The sequence below is a fragment of the Pseudoalteromonas sp. PAB 2.2 genome (genome assembly GCF_001938575.1).
GTDB classification, from domain to species: Bacteria; Pseudomonadota; Gammaproteobacteria; order Enterobacterales; family Alteromonadaceae; genus Pseudoalteromonas; species Pseudoalteromonas lipolytica.
Window position 1 is genome coordinate 808765 of record NZ_LYPI01000007.1, and the last position, 24409, is coordinate 833173.

Consider the following 24409-nt stretch of genomic DNA (forward strand, 5'->3'; position numbering starts at 1 on the left):
GGTATGCGACCAAGACCATTTAGTTAATTTAATGCGTCATACTTTTTGTTATGATGGCTGTTGTGTTCTCCTTTTGGGGAGCTCACCCGTACAGTTTTAAAGCAAATTAAAAATCTTTGCAATAATTATTCTTTAAATGTATTGTTTTAAAATATAAACTATTCCAATCCATCAAACGGCTTATTACTATATAACAAGCTGATTTTAAGTGATTTATTTATGCATCAACATATTGAAAAACTGTATTTAAGTGCAAAAAAAGAAAAAAAATTAATTATTGGTCTGATGAGTGGCACCTCATTAGATGGCCTTGATATTGCGCTGTGTGAGGTCTCTGGGCAAGGCATGAATACCCATGTTGATGTTATTAAGTTTACTACCGTTGATTACGACGATAATTATAAATCACGCGTTAAGCGCGTGTTTGCAAAGCGTGAATGCGACCTTGAAGAAGTAACCTTACTTAACCCATGGATAGGTCAGCTTCATGGCGAGATGGTTGCACATACTTTAGCGAGCTGGGGTATAGATAAAGAGCATATTGATGTAATAGCAAGTCATGGACAAACTATTTATCATTGCCCTAAAACTCAGCACAAACGCCCTGAATACGGTAATGCAACGTTACAAATTGGCGACAGTGATCATCTCGCGGTTACCGCAGGGATCACCACTATTGGCGACTTTAGGCAAAAGCATATTGCTGCGGGTGGAGAAGGTGCTCCTTTGGCGGTATACGGTGATTATTTGTATTTCACAAGTCATCAAGAAAACCGTATTTTGTTAAATATGGGGGGGATTGCTAATCTTACCTATTTACCAAAATCTGCCGATGCGCGAGCTGTTTTTAGTTCAGACATTGGCCCAGGCAATACCATTATGGACGCGTATGTACAGCGTCATTTTGCTCCGCTTCAGTATGATAAAGATGCATTAATCGCCAGTAAAGGCACCGCAAACGACGCTTTGTTAGCGGCGTTATGTAGTGATGCATTCTTTAGTTTAGATTTTCCAAAGACAACAGGGCCAGAAGTATTTAACCTAGATTATTTAGCGTCGGCTCAAGCACGTTCTAACACGAGCGATCTGTCTCATTACGACGTTATGGCCACTTTAGTCACGTTTTCAGCTTTAATGATTGCTAAAGCAATCAACCAATGCAGTGAAAAACTGACCGATATTGCAGTGTATGCCAGTGGCGGTGGAGTGCATAACCCGCTGCTAATGAAAATGATCTTAGCGAATTGCCCGCAGCTTTCAGCTATTAAAAACACCGATAGCTTAGGCATTAATCCAGATGCGAAAGAGGCGGTATTGTTTGCGATTCTGGCAAATGAGTGTTTGTCGGGGGGTCAACAGCGTTTTGGTAATACCGAGCAAGGGATCCCCGATATTACCATGGGTAAAATAAGCTTTTGCGATTAGAAAAACGCTAAGAAACTTGCCCCAAGATTACTGATATAGTGCCGAAAACCCTGATTCTTAGCGTGGTTTGTCGGCGCTAATTGTGGCGATGCGCTGGCAGCGATACCGACGTCGAATTGCGCGCTGTCTTTCAATGTTGCATGCTTACCATGAAGCATTAGCTGCAATACAAATTCACCACTTTGTGTCACGTTTTCTAACGTAAGCATAATAAGCTGCTGATCTAGGTCATGTTGCGTCAGTGTGCGCGCTGTAAAATACGCTGATTCACGCGCATTAGGATAAGTCGCACTAATAGAGATCACATCGCCCTCATGCGCATCTTCGGGTAGCACACAATAAAACAAAACCTGCTTTTGCTCGTTAGCAACAAAATGCAGTTGTTCGTATTCCATCGTATGCTCAAGTGCCGCACATAAGGGATCATCACTAGAGGGGAGTGCAAACGAAAGTTGCACCAAAGCACTGTTCATTACTTCTTCATTACGTTAGTTGATTAAATTAGCGCCAATTATTGATCAATTAAATGACAGAATTATGACTATTGTCATAAGAGGGATTATTTATTTTATGAACAACTAAAATTGTTCTTTCTGATCCAAGGCTGGAATAGTAATAAATTAAAATCCGATAAATGATATGGATCTCAACGAGGCACCGCAAGATAACCATTAAGCAGTTTTAATAGTCGAATTCATTGGTTGAAGACTGTTTGTAACTTTGCGTTATGAATGTTTTGATGAGACTTTGTAAGCAAGTAAAAGCGCATGTAGCGTCGTTTTAATTAGTCAATGAGCTAGGCACCTAGCTCATTGGGTAGGAATATTTAAACATTAGATAACTTAAACACACTAATCTGAAGTAAATGTTCTCGTTAATTTTTGTTCACTTGAGCTATTTGTAGTCTTATTGCTTGAATATATAAAATATAAGGCAATACCAAGACAAATAATTGCAATTACCCTATAAATTGAAAAAGGTATTGGCTCATTCCCCAGCCAGCCAAAATTATCAATTAACATACTCATTGTTAGCTGCCCGAAAATAACCGCAACCGTTGCGACAGCGGTACCGATACGTTGCACCGCAAGTACCATTATGACTATATATGGAACACCACACATAGCTCCCAGTAATTGCCATTTGGGTACATCCAGCAACGTGATTGAATGCTTTGGCTCAAAGTAGAAGATCAATAAAGCTGTGATTAATGCACCCACTGAAAATGTAAGGAATGCGGTCTTAAAAACGCCTAATTTACTTCCAAGTTGACCATTAATTGCTGCTTGAATACTGAGCATAACGCCACCGAGTATCGCTAATAAAATCATTATAAATGTCATAATAGATCCTAACCTTGTGCAACCATCGCTAACGCGATAATGATGAAAATGAGTGCAATAATTCGTCTATTGTCGATTCTTCTGTGAGGGGTACCAAATAGACCAAAGTGATCGATAATTAAACTTTTAGAGATTTGCCCAGCTAAAATACCAATCATCGTCATTGCAATACCTATTTTAGGCGTCGCCACAGTGAGAATAACGACATAAACGACACCTAATACTCCCCCTGACAGTTGCCATGATGGCTGAGAGAAAAAAGATGCACTATTACGAGGGCTAAAAAACAACATCAACAAAAATGTTAATGCAGCCCCAACTGCGAAAATACTAAATGTTGCCCATAAATCGCCAACTTGCGTTCCCAAAGGCCCTAGTAACCCGGCTTCAACGGAAAGCCCCATACCACCAGCGATAACAATCAAAATTAAAAAGAGTTGCATATAAAACTTTCTCCATTTTTTAAGGTGAAGAAGAATACGCTTTTCGATTGATGAGAAAAATGCCATTATTGTGTGAACACCTTTGCACAATATGCATATATGAGTAATTTTGAATCTATAAATCTAAAGAGCTTACTGATTTTCATCAATGTGTATGAGCTAAAGAATTTTTCGTTGGTAGCGAGACGGGAAGGGGTGTCTGCTTCTCAAGTGTCTCGTGTTATACACAATCTTGAAGATGCGCTTGGGCATCAATTATTTTATCGGAATACGCGTGCGATAATACCCACTGAAAGCGGTAACCTATTCATAAATCATGCGCGTGCAATGGCTTTAAATTTTCATGATGCACAACAAGCGTTAAGTGAAAGATTACTAGAACCCTCGGGACTTGCTCGGATAAACGCGCCAGTATTTTTTGGTCAAAAGCATATAGCTCCAGCCCTCGCTAATCTGAGCGAAAGATATCCAGAATTAGATATAGAGCTAACTCTTACTGATGATTACATTGATCCGATGAAAGATGCGTCAGATGTCATATTTCGGATTGGTACGCTTAACGACTCCTCATTACGAGCACGTATTGTGGGAGAGCAGAGTTATCATCTCACTGCATCACCCAAGTACATTCAAAAATATGGTGTGCCTAAAAAACCTGAAGACTTAGTTACACATAAATGTCTTGTCTATAGTGGCTCATCAGGTCCAAATCGTTGGTATTTCAGGCAACCCGAAGGTTTATGGGTTCACTGCCCGATCACTCCGACTTTAAGTTCGAACAACGCCGAGTCTCTGCTCACCGCCGCTTTAAATGGTATGGGAATAGTATTGTTTCCAGATTGGCTCATTGCTGACAGTCTATCTGAGGGGAAACTTGTGAAGCTTTTTACAGAGATTGATTCATCAATTAATACTGAAACTCAAACTATTGCTGCAATATACCCGAATGCCCGTCACCCATCACTTAATGCAAGAGCCATTATTGACTACTACATAGACGTGTTTGGGTCCCCTTTGTATTGGCAGCTATAGCCTCGCTATATTTAAAAGAAGTTACGGCCTTTTAAAGCCTATATTAGGGTCGAATGCAATTTTCAACGCTTAGTTTTGATAAAAAATAACGGTAGAGTGCTTTAGCGTTCAAAACGACGAGTGATTATCCCCCAAAAAACTCCCCAAACTATTTATATATACCAACTAACTAACCTCTCTCAAGGGGTTATTTACTGATCTAGTTAAAAAATTCATTCGTATTTTTATGCGGATAGATGATCTTAAGAATGTAAGAGTCTCTATTGCTACACTTATACGATGCAATAGCATTCGCATACTGCCGTTGTTGGTCGATCTCTCTACAAGAATAGGATCTGCCATGCAGACCCCACAATAAATTTTGAGAGGATGAAATAAATGAAAAAGCTTTTACCAATTTTTCTTTCTTGTATTTATGGGTTGGCAACCCCTTCAGTACTGGCTTTAGAGGATAGAGAAGCACTGGTTCCTTTACCTTCATTAGATGATTTCACTAAAGGGAAAGACGGCTGGAGCTTTGGGCTTGGTGCAGGCGTTGAATATGAAACGGCTTACGAAGGTTCAGACGAATTTGGGTTTGAATTACAGCCTGCGGGAGCGGTGCAATGGCGTAAGGGCGATAATATATTTTATTTTGCTGGAGAAGCATTTGGTTGGCGTGGTCTTCGAAACAATGATTGGTTGTTAGAGGCATCGGTAGGTTTTGATGAGGGGCGAGAAGAAAGCGATTCAGATGATGGCCGATTAGATGGGTTAGGTGATCAAGAAGAAGGGTTTGAACTGGTGTTTCAGGCTCGTCGTTCTTTCACACCTGATTGGCGTTACTGGCTAGTAAGCCGTGTTGTGGCGAGTGAAGATGGAAATTTAGGTTTGTTTGGGGTAGGTAGACGCTTTGGAACCCACACGGATGGGTCGGGTTCTGAAGTTAATCTAGTGGCTGTTTTTCATGATAGTGACTATGCCAACAAAGGGTTTGGTATAGACGAAATGCAATCTGCGGCATCAGGCTTAGAAACGACCTCTTTGAGTGGGGGATTACGCTCGTTTGGCGTTGATTACAGTTACCGACATAATATGAATGATAATTGGCAGATTTACGCGGAAGCTCTTTTTGAGTACTTCAGCAGTGATGTAAGGAAAAGCCCCATCGCGCGTAGTAATTATGAAAGTGAAATAGGCGTCGGTTTCATTTATATTTTCTAACCTTAATGCTCTTTGATAGCCTGCTCAAAGCGTTGGGCAGGCTTAAATTACCGTGGCTAAATTACGGTATTTTATATTTTTGCTACTTTATAAGCTCTATTGATTTTGAAGTGTCTGCGGCATTTTCAACCTTAATGCCTGAATGTCGTGTTGCTATGAGGGGTTAGAACATTGAGTAAGTTACTGAATATTGTTATTACGCTTATTCTATGGTCAATGTAATGTGTTTTGTTCTTCCTATTGGTGTTAATTTTAATTGTCTACAGGTTTTAGCGCGGGTATCTCGTTGGCGAGTAAATCGCTGATAGGCACTAACACTATGTGGTAAACACATTGTTCAGACGTATTTTGATCCGGCACCATTAAAGCGCGAATGTAGAGTACGTCTTGGCAATCACTCTTTTGGTTTTTTACAAATGTTTGCACCAAATGCCCACCTCGGCAGGCTGATTTTATGTTTTGAAAATCATCAGAGGCAATTATTTCGCTAATTTGGTCTGTTTGAATATCAATCTCAATATGGGCGTGTTTATTGATGCGTGTTAGCGCTCCTTGCTCATTAACAATGATAAAAGGGGCGGGGAACTGGTTTGTTGAATCGAAGTGCTTTTTATGGGGGAGGCGCGAATGAAACCCTTCAAACGCATGCACCATCATAACGTAGTTACCTTCTTGTGAAACGCGGGGGATTTGAATACAAAAGACTTTTTTGTGCCGACCATTTGGGTAAAAATCCCATTCAGAACTTATTTCGGCTTCTCCCGAAACAAAGCGTCGATAATAGCTTTTTAGCCGTGTTTTAACTGAGTAACTCATTAAGTTGAATGTTTTTGCTTGTAAGTTTTTGAGGCTCTCTACTCCCCAAAATTTAACCCCAGAACGATTTGCCCAAATGACTTTATTTGTGTTGAAATCCCATAGCCAAGAAGGATGTGGGCGAAGCTCTAGTAAACGAAGCTCTTTTTCACTGAGTAACAATGTGGCGTTATCACATTTTGCGCTGTATTGACTGTGAGTATAATTAGTAATCCACTCTTTAAGAGCGTGCTCCTCAACCCCTTTGTCAAATAAAAAGCCCTGACCAATTTTGGCGCCTGCTTCAATAAGAATGCCTCGTGCCATGCAGGTTTCTATGCCTTCGATTACACAACGCAGCTCTAAATCACTGCACAGTTGAAGAATAGCGTTCATGCCTGCCATGCTTGCTTTGTCATTAATAAGCTGCGAGGTTAAGGAGTAGTCAATTTTTACTTCGCTAAACACATTTAACCGAATCGTTTCGAGTGTCGAAAAGCCCGTCCAGAAATCATCAATAGCAAGTTGAATACCCAATTGACTGAGTTGTCTTAGGTTTGCCACGCTTTGGTTGCTGAAAATACCTGCGGTTTCGGTGACTTCGAGTACAATCGAATCTGCATTTATCTGGTATTGATTGATTAAATGACCGATTTGTTTGGCGAAGCCTTCAATGGTGAGGTCATTAGCTGACATATTTAATGAATAGTGAATAGCCGTTTTCGTATTATCAAGGGACTGAATGGTCTGCAGCATTCGCTCAAACAGTGTGAGTGTTAATAAATAACATTGTTCATTTATTTCAAGTAGATCAATAAAATGAAATGGTGCGATGACACCATATTTAGGATGGTTCCAGCGTGCCAGAAATTCAAACCCGACCAGTTCGTATGTGTCGAGGTTGACTTGTGGCTGTGCGACTAAAAAGAACTCATTGTTTTTGATGGCCATCAAAATATCGTCAATTTTAAAACGCGGTATATTCGACAGCATCAAGGTTCCTTATTTTTTATTGGGTTGTGTTTATTGCCGTTACAGTATTGGTGAACGTAGTTATGTTAGCCAGTCGGAAAGGGTGATTAAACATTCAGAAATTGCTTAAAATTAAGGAATTACGATTTTTTGAATAGCGTGAAGTAAAAAAGCAGGTGTCGTTTAGCACGCTACCTGCTTGTTTATCTGTAATGTCGTTGTTTTTCGTAAGGGTTAATTAGCTAGCAGCTCTTTTCGTACAAGCTCTGTCCCTGCGCTGAGGGCTTTTAATTTGTCATTTGCGATATCTCGGGGCAATGGGGCCATGCCGCAGTTGGTGCAAGGGTAGAGCTTATCGGCATCAACATATTTGAGTGCTTCACGCAGTGTTGCGGCAACCTCTTCTGGGGTTTCTATTTCATTGCGTGCGACATCAATGGCGCCTACCATCACTTTTTTTCCACGGATCAGCTCAAGTAATTCAATTGGTACACGCGAGTTATGACATTCGAGTGAAATTATATCGATATTCGATTTTTGTAGCTTAGGAAATATTTCCTCGTATTGGCGCCACTCGTTGCCCAATGTTTGTTTCCAATCGGTATTGGCTTTAATGCCGTAACCGTAACAAATATGAACGGCGGTTTCGCATTGCAGCCCTTCGATTGCTCTTTCAAGGCAGGCAATTCCCCAGTCGTTAACGTCGTCAAAAAACACATTAAAAGCGGGCTCATCAAATTGAATGATATCGACACCTGCAGCTTCAAGCTCTTTGGCCTCTTGATTAAGAATTTTAGCAAATTCCCAGGCGAGCTTTTCGCGGCTGTGATAATGGTCATCGTACAGGGTGTCGATCATGGTCATCGGACCCGGCAACGCCCATTTGATTGGCTGCTTGGTTTGTGCGCGAAAAAATTTAGCATCGTCAACAAACACCGGTTTGGTACGTGATACAGGCCCAACAACACACGGCACACTGGCATCGTAACGGTCACGTATTTTAACGGTTTTACGGTTTTCGAAATCAACCCCTGTTAAGTGTTCAATAAAGGTGGTGACAAAGTGCTGGCGGGTTTGTTCGCCATCACTCACAATATCAACACCTGCTAACTGTTGTTCATGTAACGAAACACGCAGAGCATCATGCTTGCCATCGCTAAGTTCACTTCCTTGTAATTTCCAGGGTGACCAAAGCGTTTCTGGCTGTGCCAACCAAGACGGTTTTGGCAAGCTGCCAGCGGTTGAAGTAGGTAATAATTTTTTCATAATAATCGCTTAGTTATCTCGTTATTAGGCCAGATTGCTAGACCATTGCTCAAGCACTGTTTTATAGGGCTTTATAAAGTATTGTTCGGCAAATTTGCCTTGTGCAACAGCTAACTGACTGCGCTCTTCACGGTCATAAATAATCTGTGTTAATGAATGATCTTGGTTCTTTAAGTTTGGTTTATAACGGCTCCCTGCGACTGCATTGGCGTTATAAATTTCTGGCCTGTAGATCTTTTGAAAGGTCTCCATGGTGCTAATGGTGCTGATAAGCTCAAGGTTAGTGTAATCGTTAAGCAAATCACCAAAAAAATAGAATGCCAGAGGAGCCACACTGTTAGGAGGCATAAAGTAACGCACTTGTAAGCCCATTTTTTTGAAGTATTGTTCGGTTAATGATGTTTCATTTGGCTGATACTCTACCCCTAAAATTGGATGCTGGTTTTCAGTGCGGTGATAGGTTTTGTTGTCTGACACGCTTAAGCAAATCACCGGTGGTTTTTTAAAGTGGCTTTTATAAGTATCAGAGCTTACAAAGTGTTGAAACAGCTTGCCGTGCAAGTCGCCAAAGTTATCGGGGATGCTAAATTGGCTTTTACTTTTATTATGATCAAGCAGCAACACACTAAAGTCATAGTCGCGAACATAAGATGAGAAGTTGTTACCCACAATGCCTTCGATTCGTTCATCGGTGTGGTGATCAATAATATTCGTTTTTAACACTTCAATAGAGGGAAAAACGTCACCACTGTTCGCAATATCGATATCAACAGAAATAATTTCCAGTTCAACAGAGTAGCGAGTGCCTTGTGGGTTATCCCAATTTGCTAAGGCATTAAAACGATTATTAATCATTTTTAAAGCATTGCGTAGGTTCTGTTTACGGCTTTCGCCTCTTGCTAAGTTTGCAAAGTTGGTAGTAATACGCGTGCTGTTTGATGGATGGTAGTTTTCATCCAAGCAAATGCGCTTAATAGTAAATGTAAAATCATTTTTCATGGCTGTAGGTATCCAATGTTTAATCCGAAAACGTAACTGCTGTTTAATCATTAATCGCTGTGTTAGTCATAGCAGGCTACTCAATTAGCTGTCGTAACCTTTGCAGCGTTAATAAATTTATACGTGCTCTGGAGCATGAAGAAAAACGTTTTTATTTCAGGTAAAACATGAATGCGATTCATACATTCAAGGGACGCACTCATGTGGTGTGTATTTAATATGGGTGCAAAGTGCTTAAACATACTTTGAAAGTCTAGATGGCTAAATGAGTGAGGCTATGATGTGGTTTTTTCATGTGAAACGTGAGTAATATTCAATACTTAACGCCGCAACTATTGTTCCTTTAATTGATATACTCGAAATCTAAACGAATAACAGAGATAAAGGGAATGAGTGAATTAATCGTGTTGGTGCTTTACTGCGCTTTACTTGGCAGTGGCGTTGGATTTTTAGCCGGTTTATTAGGGATTGGTGGCGGTTTAGTGATTGTGCCAATACTCAGCATTATATTACTGCACTTTAATGTCTTACCCGCAGAGCAGGTCGTGGTAGTGGCTATTGCAACCTCATTGGCATCCATACTTTTTACTTCAACGTCGTCAGCAATAGCGCATCATAAAAATGGCAATGTGCCATGGGAAATTGCGCCTTGGGTGATGGTTGGTGTGGCGTTTGGGGCGCTCATCAGTGGCTTTATTGCGGCGTTATTACCAGAAAATGTGGTGAGGTTAGTATTCGCTATTTGCGTTGTGCTCATTGCGCTTAAAATGATTTTTGGGGGCAGGGGAGATACATCCACTGCGCGCCAATTACCTAATAAAGGCCTGCTTACATTTTTAACCACAATCACCGGTGGCTTATCGGCCATGATAGGTATTGGCGGCGGTGCGGTGCTTGTGCCATTATTAACGTTTTTTTCAGTTGATATGAAAAAAGCCATTGGTTGCGCATCGGCTTGTGGCATTGTTATTGCGCTATTTGGTTCGGTAGGTTACATCAGTGCGGGTAGTCAGTACTTTGCATTGCAAGACGGTTTTGCAGGGTTTGTTTATTTACCGGCTCTGTTGGGTATTGTTTGTACGTCTTGGTTTACTGCGCCTTGGGGGGCCCTAGCAACGCAGACATGGCCGGTGTCATTGATCAAAAAAATATTTGCCACTTTGCTTATTATAATGGCCGTTAATATGCTGACTCGCTAGCATATTTTTAATGCTTGAGTGTAAGGCACCTGTTGGGCAGCTATGTCTTGCATTCAAGTTTTTTGGGCTAGCGTAATCTAGCAATTTGCATTTTATCGTGGGATGCTATGTTTACGTTTAACACCTGAATTTTATGTGCGTTCGCAATTTCCTACTAAACTTGCAAGGGCAGAATTCATAGCGCGCGCAGCGATGCAGGGAAGTGAAAAAGCACGTATATGTTTGTCGATGAGCAAGTGGGCGTAAACAGTGCGGCTAAAGCCTATGCGATTAATCGTTTGCTTATGGAAATGACGCAAAATAATGATTTATATAATCGCTATGCTTGGTTTGAGCAAAAGCACTCCCCACGCTTGTCACAGAATGAGCTGGCTGATGCTAATACCTTGTTTGAGCAGTGGTTAGCAGAGATAAATAAAAATGGCTCTCTTTATCCGAGTGAGTGAGTGAGTTTTAAGGAGGAAATTTACGATGATAAAACCAGATTACGCAAATTATACATTGGCAGAACTGATTGATTGCCAACATTATATAGACGCACACGCATGGCCTGAACGTGTTAAAGAAATCGATCACTATCTTGGCCTGTATGCTGCAAAATCGCCTGAACATGAACGGGAATACAAGCAGGCAGTCTTTAACGCATTTTGCGATACCTTACGTCGCGATCTTGCGATAAACATCGATGATAACATTTTGTGGTTTTTAAGGTTTTTTTCTAAGCGTGCAAAAGCGTTAACTCCAAGTACATTTGCTGATGAAGTGTGTCCACTTTGCCATGCAAGTCTTCATGCTCGAACTTGGGCTGGTGGTTGGGAATTGCACTGTAAAGCATGTGATGTGGCGGGTATTGTCGTCGAACGTTACTCTGTTTAAGAAGTCGAATCGTGGTAAAAAAACAAGTAAAAAAGGTGTAGATTTTACTTTGTACTTGTGACTTTTGGTTATATAGTCTACGCCTAACCTTAGGGGAGTAGTCGCTTAGTTACTAAGATGAACGTCAACAGTCTCCGAACATTCGTTCGTGGCGTTCATGTCCGTAGTATGGATTGACAAGACTTAAGGCATCTACTGTGTTCCGGGCGGGCATAGTGCATGCCTTATTGTATTCCGCCCTAAGGAGCCTGCTCGTGTTTATTACTTTTCTAGCGTGTCGTCTGGGTGACTACGCAATGTTCAAGTCGGTCATTTTGTTACTATTGATGCGCCGGGAGTTCATATGATTACTTTTGTCCTCGCTATTTTATGCGGTTTTGTATTGCTGATTTGGAGTGCCGATCGATTTGTTGATGGTGCCGCTGTCAGTGCTAAATATGCGGGTATGCCAACTCTTTTAATTGGTATGGTCGTTGTTGGCTTTGGCACGTCTGCGCCAGAAATGTTGGTGTCAGCTATGGCGGCGGCAGACGGCAGCCCTGAGCTTGCTTTAGGGAATGCCGTTGGGTCAAATATCGTAAATATAGGGCTGATCTTGGGCCTTACAGCTATTATCTCGCCGATAGTTGTTCATTCAACGATTGTTAAAAAAGAGCTACCACTATTACTGCTTGTTAGTATTTTGCTTGCTGTGTTGATATGGGACAACAGCCTAACGCGTTTTGATGCCATTGTATTATTACTTGGGTTTCTAGCCTTTATTGGCTGGAGTATTTTTGCTGCGCTAAAAAGCAAAAACGATACCTTACAAAACGATGTTGAGCAGGAACTGAGTGCCCAACCTATGTCGCTTAAGGCGGCTATTACTTGGTTAGTCATCGGGCTTATTGTACTCATTGCCAGCTCTCGTTTACTTGTGTGGGGGGCGGTAAATATTGCTGAACTTATGGGAATAAGCGATTTAATTATTGGCTTAACTATTGTGGCACTGGGTACGTCGTTACCTGAACTTGCCGCCTCAGTTGTCGCAGCGCGAAAAGGTGAACACGATATTGCCATTGGTAACGTGATTGGCTCTAACATGTTTAATATTTTAGCGGTGACAGGCATTGCTGGTGTTATTGCGCCTGCCGTTAATCTTTCAAGTGATTTATTAATGCGTGATTGGTTAGCGATGTTCTCTTTAACGCTATGTTTATTAGTGTTTGCTTATGGCTATCGCAGGACTGGCAGAATAAACAGAGTTGAAGGGGTTGGGCTACTGCTTGTGTACTGTGCCTATAATGCGTGGTTACTGTTTTCAGTAAGCAATTAAGTTAACAAATTGAAATATAAATATATTATACAGGACATAGTATGAAACAAACGGTTAGCGATTTTTGGCTTAATCACTCACAGACTATTATTGCGCTGGGCTACAAATTGGTGCTGGCGATTGTAATTTTGATTGCCAGTGCGCTTATCGCCAAGTCTGTGAAAAAGGCGATTAAAAACTCTCATTCAAAACTGAATAAAGTAGACGACACACTCTTGCCTATTTTGTCATCGGTTACAGGCTATACGGTATATGTGATTGGTGGTGTGTTTATTTTAGATATTTTTGGCGTAAATACCGCAAGTTTGATTGCGTTAGTGGGGGCCGCAGGCCTCGCGATTGGTTTAGCGCTTAAAGATACTTTAAGTAATATTGCTGCTGGCATGATGTTGCTTATTTTAAGGCCGTTTAAAGTGGGTGACTTTGTTGAAATAGGTTCAATGCAAGGAACAGTTTCTGAAGTTAATTTGTTCACCACTATTTTTCAAACCATCGATGGCTTATATATCGCATCACCGAACGGGATTGTGTGGGGCAACAATATTAAAAACTTTACTCGAAATGGTAAACGCCGCATGGATATTGTTGTGGGTATTTCGTATGCCGATTCGATTGATGAAGGGTTCGATGTTTTAAAACGTATTGCTGCCAGCGAACCTCGCTTACTTTTAGAACCTGCACCTCACGTTATGGTATCGGCTATGGCCGAAAGTGCAGTTAATATACAGCTTAGAGCGTGGGCTAAAAATGACGATTATTGGCAAACGTATTGGGATTTAAATAAGCGCGTTAAAGAGTCTATCGAAGACGCAGGCTTAACGATTCCATTTCCGCAGCGTACCTTACACATACCCGAACGGCTTGTTACTAAAAGCGAGCCTGTGTGAAATAAAAGCCACAATTGTGGCTTTTATTGTTTAACCACCGTGGGTGGTAACAATGCATTATGGTAAAGATAAACAAACGCTCACTCAGGACCCAATTGCCAATGATGTTTTACAATTTAAAAACGACAAACATCGACATCAGCACACATAAGCTGTCGTTTCGATGGGTTAATAAATGGTATGAACGGCATGAATACACAGTTTAAAAATAAACCACCCGTTGTCCTTATTCATGGTATGTGGAGCACCGCGGTGGCTATGCAAGACGTGGCGGCAGTATTTACGCAACAGGGCTTTGAAGTTCATGCATTAACGTTGCCAATGCATTTTGACAAATCAAGTTATACAACGGCAGATAAACAGACATTAGCGAAGCTGCGCTTACAAGATTATGTTGCGTTTATTATGGCAGAAATAGCCAAGCTTGATAGGCCTGCCATTATAGTTGGTCATTCGATGGGTGGGTTACTGGCTCAATTGGTCGCAGCAAGGACGCATGTTGCCAAGCTTATTTTACTTTCATCAGCGGCACCGGGGGGGATCAATGCATGGAGTTGGTCTGTTATTCGCATATTTGGACGTAATTTATTTTTATTTCCGCTATGGCGGCGGGTAACACACATCACGCTTGCGCAGATTCGTTATGGTATTGCGAATACGCAACCTGATTCGGTTCAGCAGCTAATATATCAGCATGCGACTTATGAGTCGGGGCGGGCTACATTTCAAATGGGGGTAAGTGGCTTTTTTCCAACGGGTTATTCACGCGTTAATAGTGCATCAATTCGCTGCCCAATACTTATCATTGCGGGCAATAAAGACAGGGTGACCCCCATCAAAGCACAGCGAGCAATGGCAAAAAAATATGCCCGAAATAAGGCTCAGTTTATTGAGCTTGAAGGTGTTTGTCACTGGACTGTGGGCGGCGAGCATGTTGAAGTTGTCCGCAGCGCCATGTTGTCATGGCTGGCTGAGGACGCGCAAGCTTAAGCTTTCTTTACAAATTTTGCGGTGACCATCATTTCGCCGATACCGTCTACTTTACAGTCGAGCTCGTGGTCTTTTTTATCGAGCACTCGGCGAATAACAGCTTTGGTGCCAATTTTAATGACTTGTGAGCTGCCTTTGATTTTTAAATCTTTAGCAACTGTCACTTTATCGCCATCTACCAATAAAGTGCCGTTGGCATCTTTTACTGTGATCACGTCATCGCTATTTACAGCTGTTGGATTCCATTCATGCCCACATTCAGGGCATATGAGGTTATTTTGATCTGGGTATACGTATTCCGATTGACACTTTGGGCAAGGAGGGGTCGACATAAACTACACCTAGGTTAATTTTATTTGCGCTTATATTAATGGCTAATGGTGCACTATGCGAGCCTAAGTTACTTACAAATACACCATCATGGCATTGTATTAGGGGGTTTCCAGTGTTTTGCTCACAGAAAAAATGCCTCTTAAATCGCCTAGTTTATACCCAGTTGCTAAGTCGTTAGGGTAATGATTATTGAGCGCTTGTTTTACCTCTGGTGATATTTTTTCACCGTGACAGGCTAAACACATCGGGGCAACTTTTATGGCTTTGGCAAAGCGAAACTGACCATCGCGGGTGGTTGAAAATGTGACATTCTCGATGCTTTCGCTGTTTCGTAGCATGTCCAGAAGTTCGGCTATTTTCTCGGCCTCCCAACCATCAGGTTTATTGTTCGGGTTTCGGTTTTTGCTGCTTTTACGAGCGACTTTCCAGCCATTGATTGACAAACTTTCAGCGATAGCGGGCGCCTTCATTTGGCACACATCAATCCCTGCAACAAGCCCACCTTGCTGTATTGCCTCACTAAGTTCAGATTTGAGTGTGTTTGCAAATAATGCAATGCGCTCAACGGCTTCGCTCTCCAAACTCGCGATATTAGGCAGTGTTGTTTGTGCATAGCTCATTGAGCTGAAAAGTACTAAAAGACCGCTGACTCTTTTTGCTGTGACCATGGTGATTCTCATTATATTAGTTATAACTAATATAATAGGGTAGATTTTAAGATTTTGCGAATAGCGTGTGTTCATAGGCCGAATTGAAAGCAGGGATGTTGATTTAACCCTATTAATGCACATGTTTTTATTCATCGTAGAGGTTTATTTTAGAGCGTTTAGTGTTGTTTTGAACGCACCTAAAACTGGTGTAAATAAGCGCAATTAGTTATTGTGGGACTTTAATAGCGTAGAGAATAATAATTATGAAATATGTATTGAGTGCCTTTGTGGTGCTTTTGTCAACGACGCTGTTTGCCGCTGAAGCGCCCTATGCTGGCGATATAACGGTTGCAGACTTACTTAAAAACTACGCTGAATTTAGCGAAGAATATGAAGACTATTCGCCAAGCGAAAATGACCTAAACACAATAAAAGCACTGCAAGGCAAGCAAGCTTTAGTTTTTTTAGGCACGTGGTGCCATGATTCAAAACGCGAAGTACCGCGCTTTTTAAAATTGCTTGATATGGCTAAAGTGCAACTTGGTTCATTGCGTTTAGTTGCGGTTGGCTACGACAAGCTCGACCCTAACGGCCTCGCAAAGAAGCATGACTTACGTTACACCCCTACCATCATTATCAGTGATGATGGCACAGAACTTACCCGAATGATTGAAAAGCCTCAGCAAAGTATTGCCCGCGATCTTACGGGGCAGGATCAAATTCAATAAACTTTTCGATTGGTAATGGCATTGAAATTAAATACCCTTGAATGTAATCAATGCCTTTATCACTGACCAGTTGCCATTGTTCTGAGCTTTCGACCCCCTCGGCAGTGATGGTTAAGTTTAAATGATGCGCCAAGTCACTCATGGTTTGTAAAAAAAGACCGTCACGCGGGTTTTCGACGCAATTACAAATAAACGCACGGTCTATTTTCACGTTATCAAGGGGGAATTGCTGTATGGACGCAAGCGATGAATAACCCGTTCCAAAGTCATCAAGCGATAAATCAAAGCCCGCTGTTTTTAGTTTGTGCATTAAGCTAATGGCATATTGTGTGTTTTGAAAAAGAGCAGACTCAGTGATCTCAAGGTTTATTTCTTGATCCGCCGGGAACAAGGTCATTTTTTCTTGGCTTAAACGTTTTACGAGATGCGCATCTGAAAACTGTTTACGAGACAGGTTTATCGACATTCTTATACGAATGTTATTTTCCACTAATCGGTGACAGTCTTCAGCGACTTTGGCAATGATCCACCGCGATAATAAGTTGATCAACGCAGACTGCTCTGCAATGGCGATAAATTCGTTTGGTGACACATAGCCCCTAACAGGATGCTGCCACCTAACTAATGCCTCGCATGCAACCAACGCCCCTGTTTTGGTATTAAGAATGGGTTGGTAAACCATACTCAATTGCTTACCGGTAGAGAGGGCGTGACGCAAATCACTTTCTAAGTCGCTCTTTGCTATCAGCTTATCTTTTAGAGACTGGCTGTAAATAGTGAATGTTTTTTCTAAGCTATGGCACTCATTCATTGCAATAAGTGCCGTATTAATTTGCTCTCTTGCATCGAGACTTTGTAAATGAGGGTAACCCACACCAATATAAAAATGATAAAAGTGGGCCGTGCCTGCGGTTTCAATTAAACCAGCAACTTGGTGTTGAAGTTTATCAACAAAGGTTGCAAGCTTTTCATCAATAATAGCTTCTTTTAACAGCATTAGAAAACACCCGGGTTTAATATGAGCGCAAAATGCGTGGTAGTGCTCTGCAAACTCTATTAAACGATTGGCAATGATTATTTGTAATTCGTTTATGAAATTATGACCATAGATATCTTCGAGTTGTCGAAAGCCTTTTATTTCAGCGCATAACAAGGTAAGTCCTGAGTTATATTGATTTTGAGGACATAAGCTGGTGATGTATTTTTCAGTGTAATGGCGATTAGCCAGTCCGGTCATTGGATCAAAATTAGCTTGCCGATAGAGTTCATGTTGCTGGTGTTTTTCGTCACTGACGTCTTCGACAGTCCCCACTAAAGTGTTGGTTTTAAAGTTCCACTCTGCAAGTTCGTGAAACCAGCGCTTTTCGCCATTAATTTTTATGGTGTACTCAAGCTCTATAGGCGTATTTGGGCGTGAATTGATAAAATTTAAAAAGGCATTTTTATAAAAACTGTCGATGCTGTTACAGATAGCGTTGATCGTTTGTTCTGCCGAATCTGAGTTAAAAAGCACTTTGGCTTGGGCTGATAAATGACGCGTTCCCGTATCGGGTGATAAGTGCCAGCTCCCCACACCACTCAATGATTGTGCTTGTTTGAGTGCTAACGCTTGTTCTGAAAGTTCGACTGTTTGTTTTTGCACTAATTCTTCTAAATTATGCTCGTGCTCGCGAAGACGCGCCGTGATAAAAAACAAATAACAGCTGATAGATGACAACAGCAGTGAGAACAGCAGTAAAACAGCAATTTCGGTGTGACTACGCAATATAAATTGGTCTTTAATGCCGACTACCCATTGCTGATTTTTTATCATGATCGGCTGAGTTAGCCATTCACTTTCATCAAACGTCTGATTAGCGAGTAAAGGCCGGTAATTGGTGTCTTGTTTTTGCCAGACTTCAAAACGATGAGATGCAGAGGCAAGTTTAGGTTTAATATTGCTTATAAATTCAGGAAAGCGCAGCACAGCAATACTAAACCCCCAAAGGGTGTCTTGTTTAAAAATAGGTAAGCGTGCGACTAACCCTTGTCCACCTTGTGAGAGCTCTTTAGGCCCATCAAGTTGCATTTGTTTGGTTTGTATCGTTTTTTGCAAAGAATCTTGGATGGTTTTGTTTTTGAATAAGTCTGCATTGATGACACTTTCATGGCTTAGTAATGGATAGCTGTAGGCAATAATTCCGTTTGGCGCCAACTGGATCGTTTGGCTGCCATCGCTGTGATTAAGGATTTGTTTGGCGAGTGTTTCGAACTGCTCTTGTGTGTATGAATAGTCACGCATTGCTGCGCGCACTAAATAAGGGCCTTGAAGGGCATTGAGAATGGCCTTTTCAACATCGCTACTGTAACTATTCAGAATCGTTTTTTGTTCCAGCTCATGCATTTCTTGCCTATCAAAATACACCTTGAATGCAATCGTTGAAAATAAGCCGAAACTAATGATAAAGGAAAGTAACGATTGAGAGATTTTATTTTTCTTCAGCAAGGGCATCCCTAAACTCTTAGGCAATTAAAGTATGAAATTACTTACTGAAAAATACTAGTTTAGGGTTGCTTTATTGTCTAGCAAAGCTCAATAATTACTCATCAATTTCAACAAAATAGCAAAATGTAACAGACCAGATTACAATAACTTGCAAATACTTAAGAAAGAACTCCTATGTACCAAGCTGTAATAAAAGCAATAGATAATGCAAATAATGCTGATCCAAATAGTGTGAAGTTCGAGGGGCAGTCATATGCAAAAGAATTCCTTTATGCGATGCGTATGACAGACATGCTAACGCGTTTTAAACCTGACGCTGATGAGTTAATGCACATTGCTGCACGAGGTCAGCATATTGAACGTTGGCGCTCACCTCGCAGTGATTTCCCTTTAGGTAAGCAGGGTTATTATCAGTGGCGAGGCGCGTTATACGATTTTCATGCTGAGCGAGTGACTGCGCTAATGAAAACTGCGGGCTATTCAATAGCTGATTGTGAGCGTGTGTATGCTGCGGTTGCTAAAAAGAACATTAAACATAACCCTGACAGCCAGCTGATAGAAGATATTGCAAGTTTGGTATTTATTGAGCATTACATGCTTGATTTTTCAATGAGTAAACCTGATTACGACGAGGCGAAATGGCTGGGGATCATTCGTAAAACATGGCAAAAAATGTCGAGTGAAGCACATGAGTTTGTTTTAGGTGGGCAAATCGCATTGCCAGAACCATTAAAACCGCTTATTTTAAAAGCGCTTAACTAATATTAAAAACAAGGATGTTTTATGGATTGTCCACGCACAAATACACCCCTTAATGAGGTGAGTATTGGCGATACTAAGGTGTATTTTTCATCAACGGGTGGCGTGTTTTTTGATAATCGGCAAATATTTCACTTCAGCGATCCCAATTTAAAAACAGCACAGGTGTTGGTCGCACACTTACAAACATTACCGACAGAATGCATTGATCTTACCAAGCGGATTAATTGCCCTAAGTGCCCTGATATCGTGATGATGCGGCGTTTTTTTACCCCGCTTAAAGTAGTTGAGTTAGATGAGTGCCCCAACTGTGCCGCGATTTGGCTTGATAATGGTGAACTTGAAAAAATTCATGAAAATCACCTAACCCCAAAAGAACGTGAACTATTACGTCTCGATATGGCAAACAACCATGGCTTTATTCAAGTTAAGATCCCAAAAAGGCGTTATTCTGTTGATGCTGAAAAACCAGAATCTAAGGCAAGCTCATCATTAGAAAAACTGGCAGAGCTGGCATACTTATCGCTTTTGAATGGCTGATAACCTATATAAAGCCCCTGAGGCTGAGCTAACTCGCAAAGCTATGTACCTCTCGAAACTTCGAGATTTAGCTATTTGTGACGTACTGTTTTCTTTTCTAGGGCGTTTAAATCGTAAACAGTTCTGGTTTCGACGATGGTATTTTTTAAATTTGTTCACTTTTAAAAAGCCTGTGTCAGCGAAGACACAGGCTTTTTATTACACGTTTAGCGTGTTATAGCTTAACCAGCATTTTGCCCTTATTCTTACCTTCGAATAAACCAAGAAAAGCATTTACGGCATTTTCTATGCCTTCGTATACTGTTTCTTCAGACTTAACTTTACCTTCACTGAGCCATGCGCCCATTTGCTCTATAAATTCAGGGAATTGGTCAAAATAATCAATAACAATAAAGCCCTGTACGGTTAACTTTTTAGAGTTAATGAAGAATAAGTTATTTGGCCCAGGTTGCGCCGTGTCGTTGTTGTAACCTGAGATCATGCCACAAACAGGAATGCGGCCGTAATCGTTCATCACATTTAATGCTGCTTCAAGGTGGTCGCCACCGACATTTTCAAAGTAAACATCAATCCCTTGTGGAGCGGCTTGCTGAAGTGCTTGAGTAAGGTTTTCAACGGTTTTGTAGTTGATTACAGCATCAACCCCTAAGTCTTTTACCATGCGAGCTTTTTCATCTGAACCCACCGAGGCGATAACTTTACAGCCTTTTAGCTTAGCAATTTGGCACACAACACTGCCGACTGCGCCAGATGCAGCAGACACAAACACAGTGTCTGTTTCTTTTAGAGTGATAACTTTTGTAAGGCCTGCCCATGCAGTTAAACCTGTCATACCCATGGTGTTTAAAAATAATTGATCAGGCAGTGGTACATCAGGTAACAGGGTTAAGTCGCTGCCATCGCTAATGTGTGCAGTGCGCCAGCCACTAAGGTGAGTTACTTTACTGCCAACAGGAAATTGATTGTTACGTGATTCAATTACTTCGCCAATGGCACCGCCATCCATAACGTCGTTTAATTTAAAGGGTTCGATGTAAGATTCACGATCTATCATACGTGGGCGCATGTAAGGGTCGACTGACATCCAGGTGTTTTTAATTAAGACTTCGCCATCTTGTAGTTCAGGCAATGTTATTTCTACTTGCTTGAAGTTATTGTGGGTCGGCATGCCTGTAGGGCGTGATACTAAATGAATCTGTTGACTTGTAGCCATAAAAACCTCGTATTTTTTAATCTAGCAATGCTAGTGAAATAACAAACTAATATCCACGCAAAACATTTGCGCGCAAACTATTTGTGATCAATTTAATGATCTTTTAGGCAAATGGCAAGTGTTATTCGAAAATAATTTGCGCGCAAAGTAAATTAACGTAATAATAGCCGCAGTAATTATCTTTAAGGCACTGCAATGACTCAAAACTTATCAGACAATGTGTGTTTTACGCTTTACAGTGCGACTAATGCGCTAATAAGAGCGTTTCGCCCTTTACTCGAAGCGTATGACTTAACCTATCCGCAATACATCGTGATGCATTCTTTGTGGTACAGAAATCAAGTAAGCTTAAAAGAGCTTTCTTTTGATACGCATTTAGACTCAGGCACACTGACCCCTATTGTGAAACGGTTAGAAGCAAAAGGCTTGTTAACTCGCCAAGTTTCTAGTGAAGATGAACGCAAAAAAGTGATCTCGTTAACAGAGCAAGGCATACAGCTTAAAACAGACGCGGAAGAATTAACGGCTAAGTTAATGGCACGCTCTAATATGAGCTTAGATCGCCTTGAGGAACTTCGCGTGCTGACACTAGAGCTGCATACCGAGCTGACAAAAAGTTAAATCTCAATGAGGCACACCAATGTACCTTCAATGGCCCTTACATAGGCATAATGTTGGGCGTCTTTTTTTGTCGGTGGGCATAAAGGTTCAGCACCTGCAAGTACGGCTTTATCGTAGCTTTGTGCTAGGTTTTCACAACTAAATCTTAATTCAAATCCCAATGCGGGTTGCTTAGGGTGCGCGCGAATGTAGCCTTGCTTAAAATAAGATTGCGCGTGTGGGTGAGTGGCAAACGCTAATTTCACCGTGCCCGTTACGAGCTCGCCGTACTCTGCATCGTCACTAATATGATTGGTATTAAAACCAAATGCTTGATAATAAAAGTCGAGTACTTCTTCTACGTTATCGACGTAAATAACCTGACTTATAAACTCCATTCATTGTGCTCTTGTTTTTATTCGTCCTATAAATAAAGCACAGTTTTTGCTGTTTTGCAGGGATAAAAAAACCTTGTAGGCAATGCGTACAAGGTTTTTATAGTTGTTAGAGTTCTTGCCTAGCTCTTCTGTCTTATGAATTTGGTATTTATATCACTTAAATTATTACACAATGAAAATGGTGCTGAAATATCGATAGTAAATGATTGCAATATGACTTGGTCATCAATTATTGCACGAATAATAACCGTGGATTGCCCAATATCTGAATCAGAAGGCATCCACGTTATTTCATTTTGGTTAATTACCATGCCACTAGGTGCTTTAACAAGGCTATATTCAACGCTTCCAACATAATTAACAGTAATGGAATATGAAAATATCTCTTCAATCATAACTTGGGTGGAAGGGGTTGAGGTAAACTCATAATCACTAACAGGAATGTCTAGATCAACATCTGATTTATTCAAACGGCTTAGCTTACCATCAAACCAGGTTAAAATACTCTCGCCTACTTCCTGTAAGACCACTATTCGCGAATTACTTGGAACAGAGCCTATATCATTCCCATCTTGATCTTGAGATAACTCAATATAAGAGCCCTGAGTTTGACCGAAATATCCATTGCCATAAGCCTGGTATGATGCATCGTTGTGCTAAATATTTAACCCGCTACCGGTGCTTCTTGTACCGACAACTGCATATTTCTCACCTGCATTTATGTTGCCAACAAGTTCAGATGATGATGTTGCCTGAGCTCTTAAATTGACTCTTTTTATATGCTCAGAAATTAAAAATTATGAAAAAGCATGAGGAGAAAAATATACATAGATAAATAAACTTCCTTGTTAGTTGAATAAATTAAGCTGTTTTTTATTTGCAATGTTATTTGAGTTGTTTAATAGCTAATTGTTGTTTTTTCTTTTTGTAGTTATATTTTGTTTGTTTTTGTTTTAATGTAGTGATTTATTATGCTTTCTGTTTTTTAATATTTATTTTGTTTGATACATTATTGAATTGATGTAATGTTTGTTTTAATAAAGGGGGAATTTTAATGATAAGGAATAGTTATGGAAATTAGGCCTAGTAGTTTTGTATCTTGTTTTTTTGGTTGGTTTGCTGCTTTTTAGCTTTAAATTACTCGCTGTTAATTTAAATGATGTCAATCAAATAGAGTCTGAAATAGAAGATCTTAGAACGTAAGCTGGTTATGGTTTAAGTTATATTCAAAATTTAGTTATACAGCTCAATAATGTTGAGATTAATCTAAATAAAGAACGTGTGTTAAACAATGAAAAAATTTCTTATCTTGATTTTATTTTGAAAAATAAACTGGCCTTATTAAAGCATGTAAATGAGAGTTGTTTATATGGTGTTCTTAATCAATAGCTAATAATGTTAATGGTAGGTACAAATAAAAGCATGACTCGCTATGAAAGAGATAAAGCGCTTGGTTATATTTTAAAAAACAATAAAGCTGATTTATTAAAAGAGTTAGGGCTATTGTTTGATACAGACAACGGCCTTGTTTTATCGCCTGAGCTGGCGCAACTTGCAAATATTTATGGCTACCAAATTAGTGGCAGTGCCGACAACCCCATTATTAGCGCTAAATAATTATTAAAATAGAAGGTTAATAGTGTGAAAAATTTAGTAATGTACTGTGTGCTACTGGCGTGTTTTTTGACATCAGGCTGTGATTTTTTATTTGATAAAGCACATGGTTATCGTGGGCCCATTGTTGTGACGATTGAAACAGAGGATGGCTCAGTGCCAGAATTTCCTTTTTTAATAGAGTCGGGCTATTCGGAATCGTGTGGTCACAGTAGTTGTGGTATTGAATTTGGTTATAAATATTTTAAAACTGCCTATGCTAATGAGCCAATTACCTTCCCTCGTGAGCGTTTGGATTTATTACAGCCCAACGCCTATGCATCGATTGAGTTTACGGTTACCCA

At 40.5% G+C, this 24409-nt stretch carries 26 protein-coding genes and 1 pseudogene; 15 read left to right on the forward strand and 12 right to left on the reverse strand.

Annotated elements, in window-relative coordinates:
• Positions 1-219: 219 nt before the first annotated feature.
• Positions 220-1425, forward strand: a complete 1206-nt coding sequence (locus BWD47_RS03945) for an anhydro-N-acetylmuramic acid kinase (RefSeq protein ID WP_075593427.1) — start codon at positions 220-222, stop codon at positions 1423-1425.
• Here BWD47_RS03945 and BWD47_RS03950 read toward each other — a convergent pair.
• From BWD47_RS03950 to BWD47_RS03960, 3 genes are all read right to left on the reverse strand, one after another.
• Positions 1422-1898, reverse strand: a complete 477-nt coding sequence (locus tag BWD47_RS03950; protein ID WP_075593428.1) for a hypothetical protein — start codon at positions 1896-1898, stop codon at positions 1422-1424. The genes BWD47_RS03945 and BWD47_RS03950 overlap by 4 nt on opposite strands.
• Before the next feature lie 378 nt (positions 1899-2276).
• A complete protein-coding gene (locus BWD47_RS03955) occupies positions 2277-2768 on the reverse strand; it encodes a DMT family transporter (RefSeq protein ID WP_036972446.1) in 492 nt (163 codons plus the stop codon).
• A gap of 8 nt (positions 2769-2776) precedes the next feature.
• A complete protein-coding gene (locus tag BWD47_RS03960; RefSeq protein WP_227006875.1) occupies positions 2777-3277 on the reverse strand; it encodes a DMT family transporter in 501 nt (166 codons plus the stop codon).
• Between the two features lie 33 nt (positions 3278-3310).
• Here BWD47_RS03960 and BWD47_RS03965 point away from each other — a divergent pair, with 33 nt between their 5' ends.
• Both BWD47_RS03965 and BWD47_RS03970 read left to right on the forward strand, forming a co-directional pair.
• The gene (locus tag BWD47_RS03965; protein WP_036972445.1) at positions 3311-4243 is read left to right on the forward strand and encodes a LysR family transcriptional regulator; all 933 of its coding nucleotides are present in this window, start codon (positions 3311-3313) and stop codon (positions 4241-4243) included.
• A gap of 378 nt (positions 4244-4621) precedes the next feature.
• Positions 4622-5446, forward strand: coding sequence for a MipA/OmpV family protein (locus BWD47_RS03970; protein ID WP_075593429.1), 825 nt, complete (start codon positions 4622-4624; stop codon positions 5444-5446).
• Positions 5447-5698: 252 nt separating this feature from the next.
• Here BWD47_RS03970 and BWD47_RS03975 read toward each other — a convergent pair whose 3' ends face one another.
• From BWD47_RS03975 to BWD47_RS03985, 3 genes are all read right to left on the reverse strand, one after another.
• Positions 5699-7234, reverse strand: coding sequence for an EAL domain-containing protein (locus BWD47_RS03975; protein WP_075593430.1), 1536 nt, complete (start codon positions 7232-7234; stop codon positions 5699-5701).
• Positions 7235-7447: 213 nt separating this feature from the next.
• Entirely contained in the window at positions 7448-8479 is a 1032-nt protein-coding gene (locus BWD47_RS03980) for a methionine synthase (protein ID WP_075593431.1), read from the reverse strand.
• Between the two features lie 24 nt (positions 8480-8503).
• A complete protein-coding gene (locus BWD47_RS03985) occupies positions 8504-9478 on the reverse strand; it encodes a DUF1852 domain-containing protein (RefSeq protein WP_074988510.1) in 975 nt (324 codons plus the stop codon).
• A gap of 389 nt (positions 9479-9867) precedes the next feature.
• On the opposite strand from BWD47_RS03985, the gene BWD47_RS03990 reads away from it, so the two are divergent.
• The 6 genes from BWD47_RS03990 (at position 9868) to BWD47_RS04015 (ending at position 14745) form a co-directional block, all read left to right on the forward strand.
• On the forward strand, positions 9868-10677 hold the full coding sequence (locus tag BWD47_RS03990) for a sulfite exporter TauE/SafE family protein (protein WP_075593432.1): 810 nt from the start codon (positions 9868-9870) through the stop codon (positions 10675-10677).
• A 218-nt stretch (positions 10678-10895) separates the two neighbouring features.
• Positions 10896-11123, forward strand: coding sequence for a hypothetical protein (locus BWD47_RS03995; RefSeq protein WP_075593433.1), 228 nt, complete (start codon positions 10896-10898; stop codon positions 11121-11123).
• Between the two features lie 25 nt (positions 11124-11148).
• On the forward strand, positions 11149-11553 hold the full coding sequence (locus BWD47_RS04000; protein WP_075593434.1) for a hypothetical protein: 405 nt from the start codon (positions 11149-11151) through the stop codon (positions 11551-11553).
• A 343-nt stretch (positions 11554-11896) separates the two neighbouring features.
• A complete protein-coding gene (locus BWD47_RS04005; RefSeq protein ID WP_075593435.1) occupies positions 11897-12868 on the forward strand; it encodes a calcium/sodium antiporter in 972 nt (323 codons plus the stop codon).
• Positions 12869-12909: 41 nt separating this feature from the next.
• Complete coding sequence (locus BWD47_RS04010; RefSeq protein WP_075593436.1) at positions 12910-13755, forward strand: mechanosensitive ion channel family protein; 846 nt, start codon at positions 12910-12912, stop codon at positions 13753-13755.
• Positions 13756-13944: 189 nt separating this feature from the next.
• On the forward strand, positions 13945-14745 hold the full coding sequence (locus BWD47_RS04015) for an alpha/beta hydrolase (protein ID WP_075593437.1): 801 nt from the start codon (positions 13945-13947) through the stop codon (positions 14743-14745).
• On the opposite strand, the gene BWD47_RS04020 is transcribed toward BWD47_RS04015, so the two are convergent.
• Positions 14742-15077 (reverse strand): zinc ribbon domain-containing protein YjdM, encoded by a 336-nt coding sequence (locus tag BWD47_RS04020; protein ID WP_074988514.1) that lies wholly within the window; start codon positions 15075-15077, stop codon positions 14742-14744. The two genes, BWD47_RS04015 and BWD47_RS04020, sit on opposite strands and share 4 nt — an antisense overlap.
• A 99-nt stretch (positions 15078-15176) precedes the next feature.
• Positions 15177-15746, reverse strand: coding sequence for a DUF3365 domain-containing protein (locus tag BWD47_RS04025; protein ID WP_075593438.1), 570 nt, complete (start codon positions 15744-15746; stop codon positions 15177-15179).
• 245 nt (positions 15747-15991) lie between these two features.
• On the opposite strand from BWD47_RS04025, the gene BWD47_RS04030 reads away from it, so the two are divergent.
• The gene (locus BWD47_RS04030) at positions 15992-16456 is read left to right on the forward strand and encodes a thioredoxin family protein (protein ID WP_036972428.1); all 465 of its coding nucleotides are present in this window, start codon (positions 15992-15994) and stop codon (positions 16454-16456) included.
• Here the strand turns inward: BWD47_RS04030 and BWD47_RS04035 are convergent.
• On the reverse strand, positions 16431-18941 hold the full coding sequence (locus BWD47_RS04035) for a bifunctional diguanylate cyclase/phosphodiesterase (protein WP_177222567.1): 2511 nt from the start codon (positions 18939-18941) through the stop codon (positions 16431-16433). The two genes, BWD47_RS04030 and BWD47_RS04035, sit on opposite strands and share 26 nt — an antisense overlap.
• 174 nt (positions 18942-19115) lie before the next feature.
• Here BWD47_RS04035 and BWD47_RS04040 point away from each other — a divergent pair, with 174 nt between their 5' ends.
• Together BWD47_RS04040 and BWD47_RS04045 are read left to right on the forward strand one after the other, a co-directional pair.
• Positions 19116-19703, forward strand: a complete 588-nt coding sequence (locus tag BWD47_RS04040) for a DUF4202 domain-containing protein (protein WP_074988517.1) — start codon at positions 19116-19118, stop codon at positions 19701-19703.
• 21 nt (positions 19704-19724) lie between these two features.
• On the forward strand, positions 19725-20240 hold the full coding sequence (locus tag BWD47_RS04045; RefSeq protein ID WP_074988518.1) for a zf-TFIIB domain-containing protein: 516 nt from the start codon (positions 19725-19727) through the stop codon (positions 20238-20240).
• A 214-nt stretch (positions 20241-20454) separates the two neighbouring features.
• Here the strand turns inward: BWD47_RS04045 and BWD47_RS04055 are convergent, their stop codons facing one another.
• Positions 20455-21453 carry an NADP-dependent oxidoreductase gene (locus BWD47_RS04055; RefSeq protein WP_074988520.1) on the reverse strand — a complete coding sequence of 333 codons (999 nt, stop codon included), beginning with the start codon at positions 21451-21453 and terminating at the stop codon, positions 20455-20457.
• Positions 21454-21648: 195 nt separating this feature from the next.
• On the opposite strand from BWD47_RS04055, the gene BWD47_RS04060 reads away from it, so the two are divergent.
• Positions 21649-22074 (forward strand): MarR family winged helix-turn-helix transcriptional regulator, encoded by a 426-nt coding sequence (locus BWD47_RS04060; protein WP_036972421.1) that lies wholly within the window; start codon positions 21649-21651, stop codon positions 22072-22074.
• Here the strand turns inward: BWD47_RS04060 and BWD47_RS04065 are convergent.
• A complete protein-coding gene (locus BWD47_RS04065; RefSeq protein ID WP_036972420.1) occupies positions 22071-22451 on the reverse strand; it encodes a VOC family protein in 381 nt (126 codons plus the stop codon). The genes BWD47_RS04060 and BWD47_RS04065 overlap by 4 nt on opposite strands.
• 119 nt (positions 22452-22570) lie before the next feature.
• Complete coding sequence (locus BWD47_RS04070; RefSeq protein WP_177222568.1) at positions 22571-22921, reverse strand: hypothetical protein; 351 nt, start codon at positions 22919-22921, stop codon at positions 22571-22573.
• A 952-nt stretch (positions 22922-23873) separates the two neighbouring features.
• On the opposite strand from BWD47_RS04070, the gene BWD47_RS04075 reads away from it, so the two are divergent.
• Positions 23874-24068, forward strand: coding sequence for a hypothetical protein (locus tag BWD47_RS04075; protein ID WP_143104558.1), 195 nt, complete (start codon positions 23874-23876; stop codon positions 24066-24068).
• 24 nt (positions 24069-24092) lie between these two features.
• A pseudogene (locus BWD47_RS04080) lies at positions 24093-24409 on the forward strand (hypothetical protein); the annotation flags it as partial.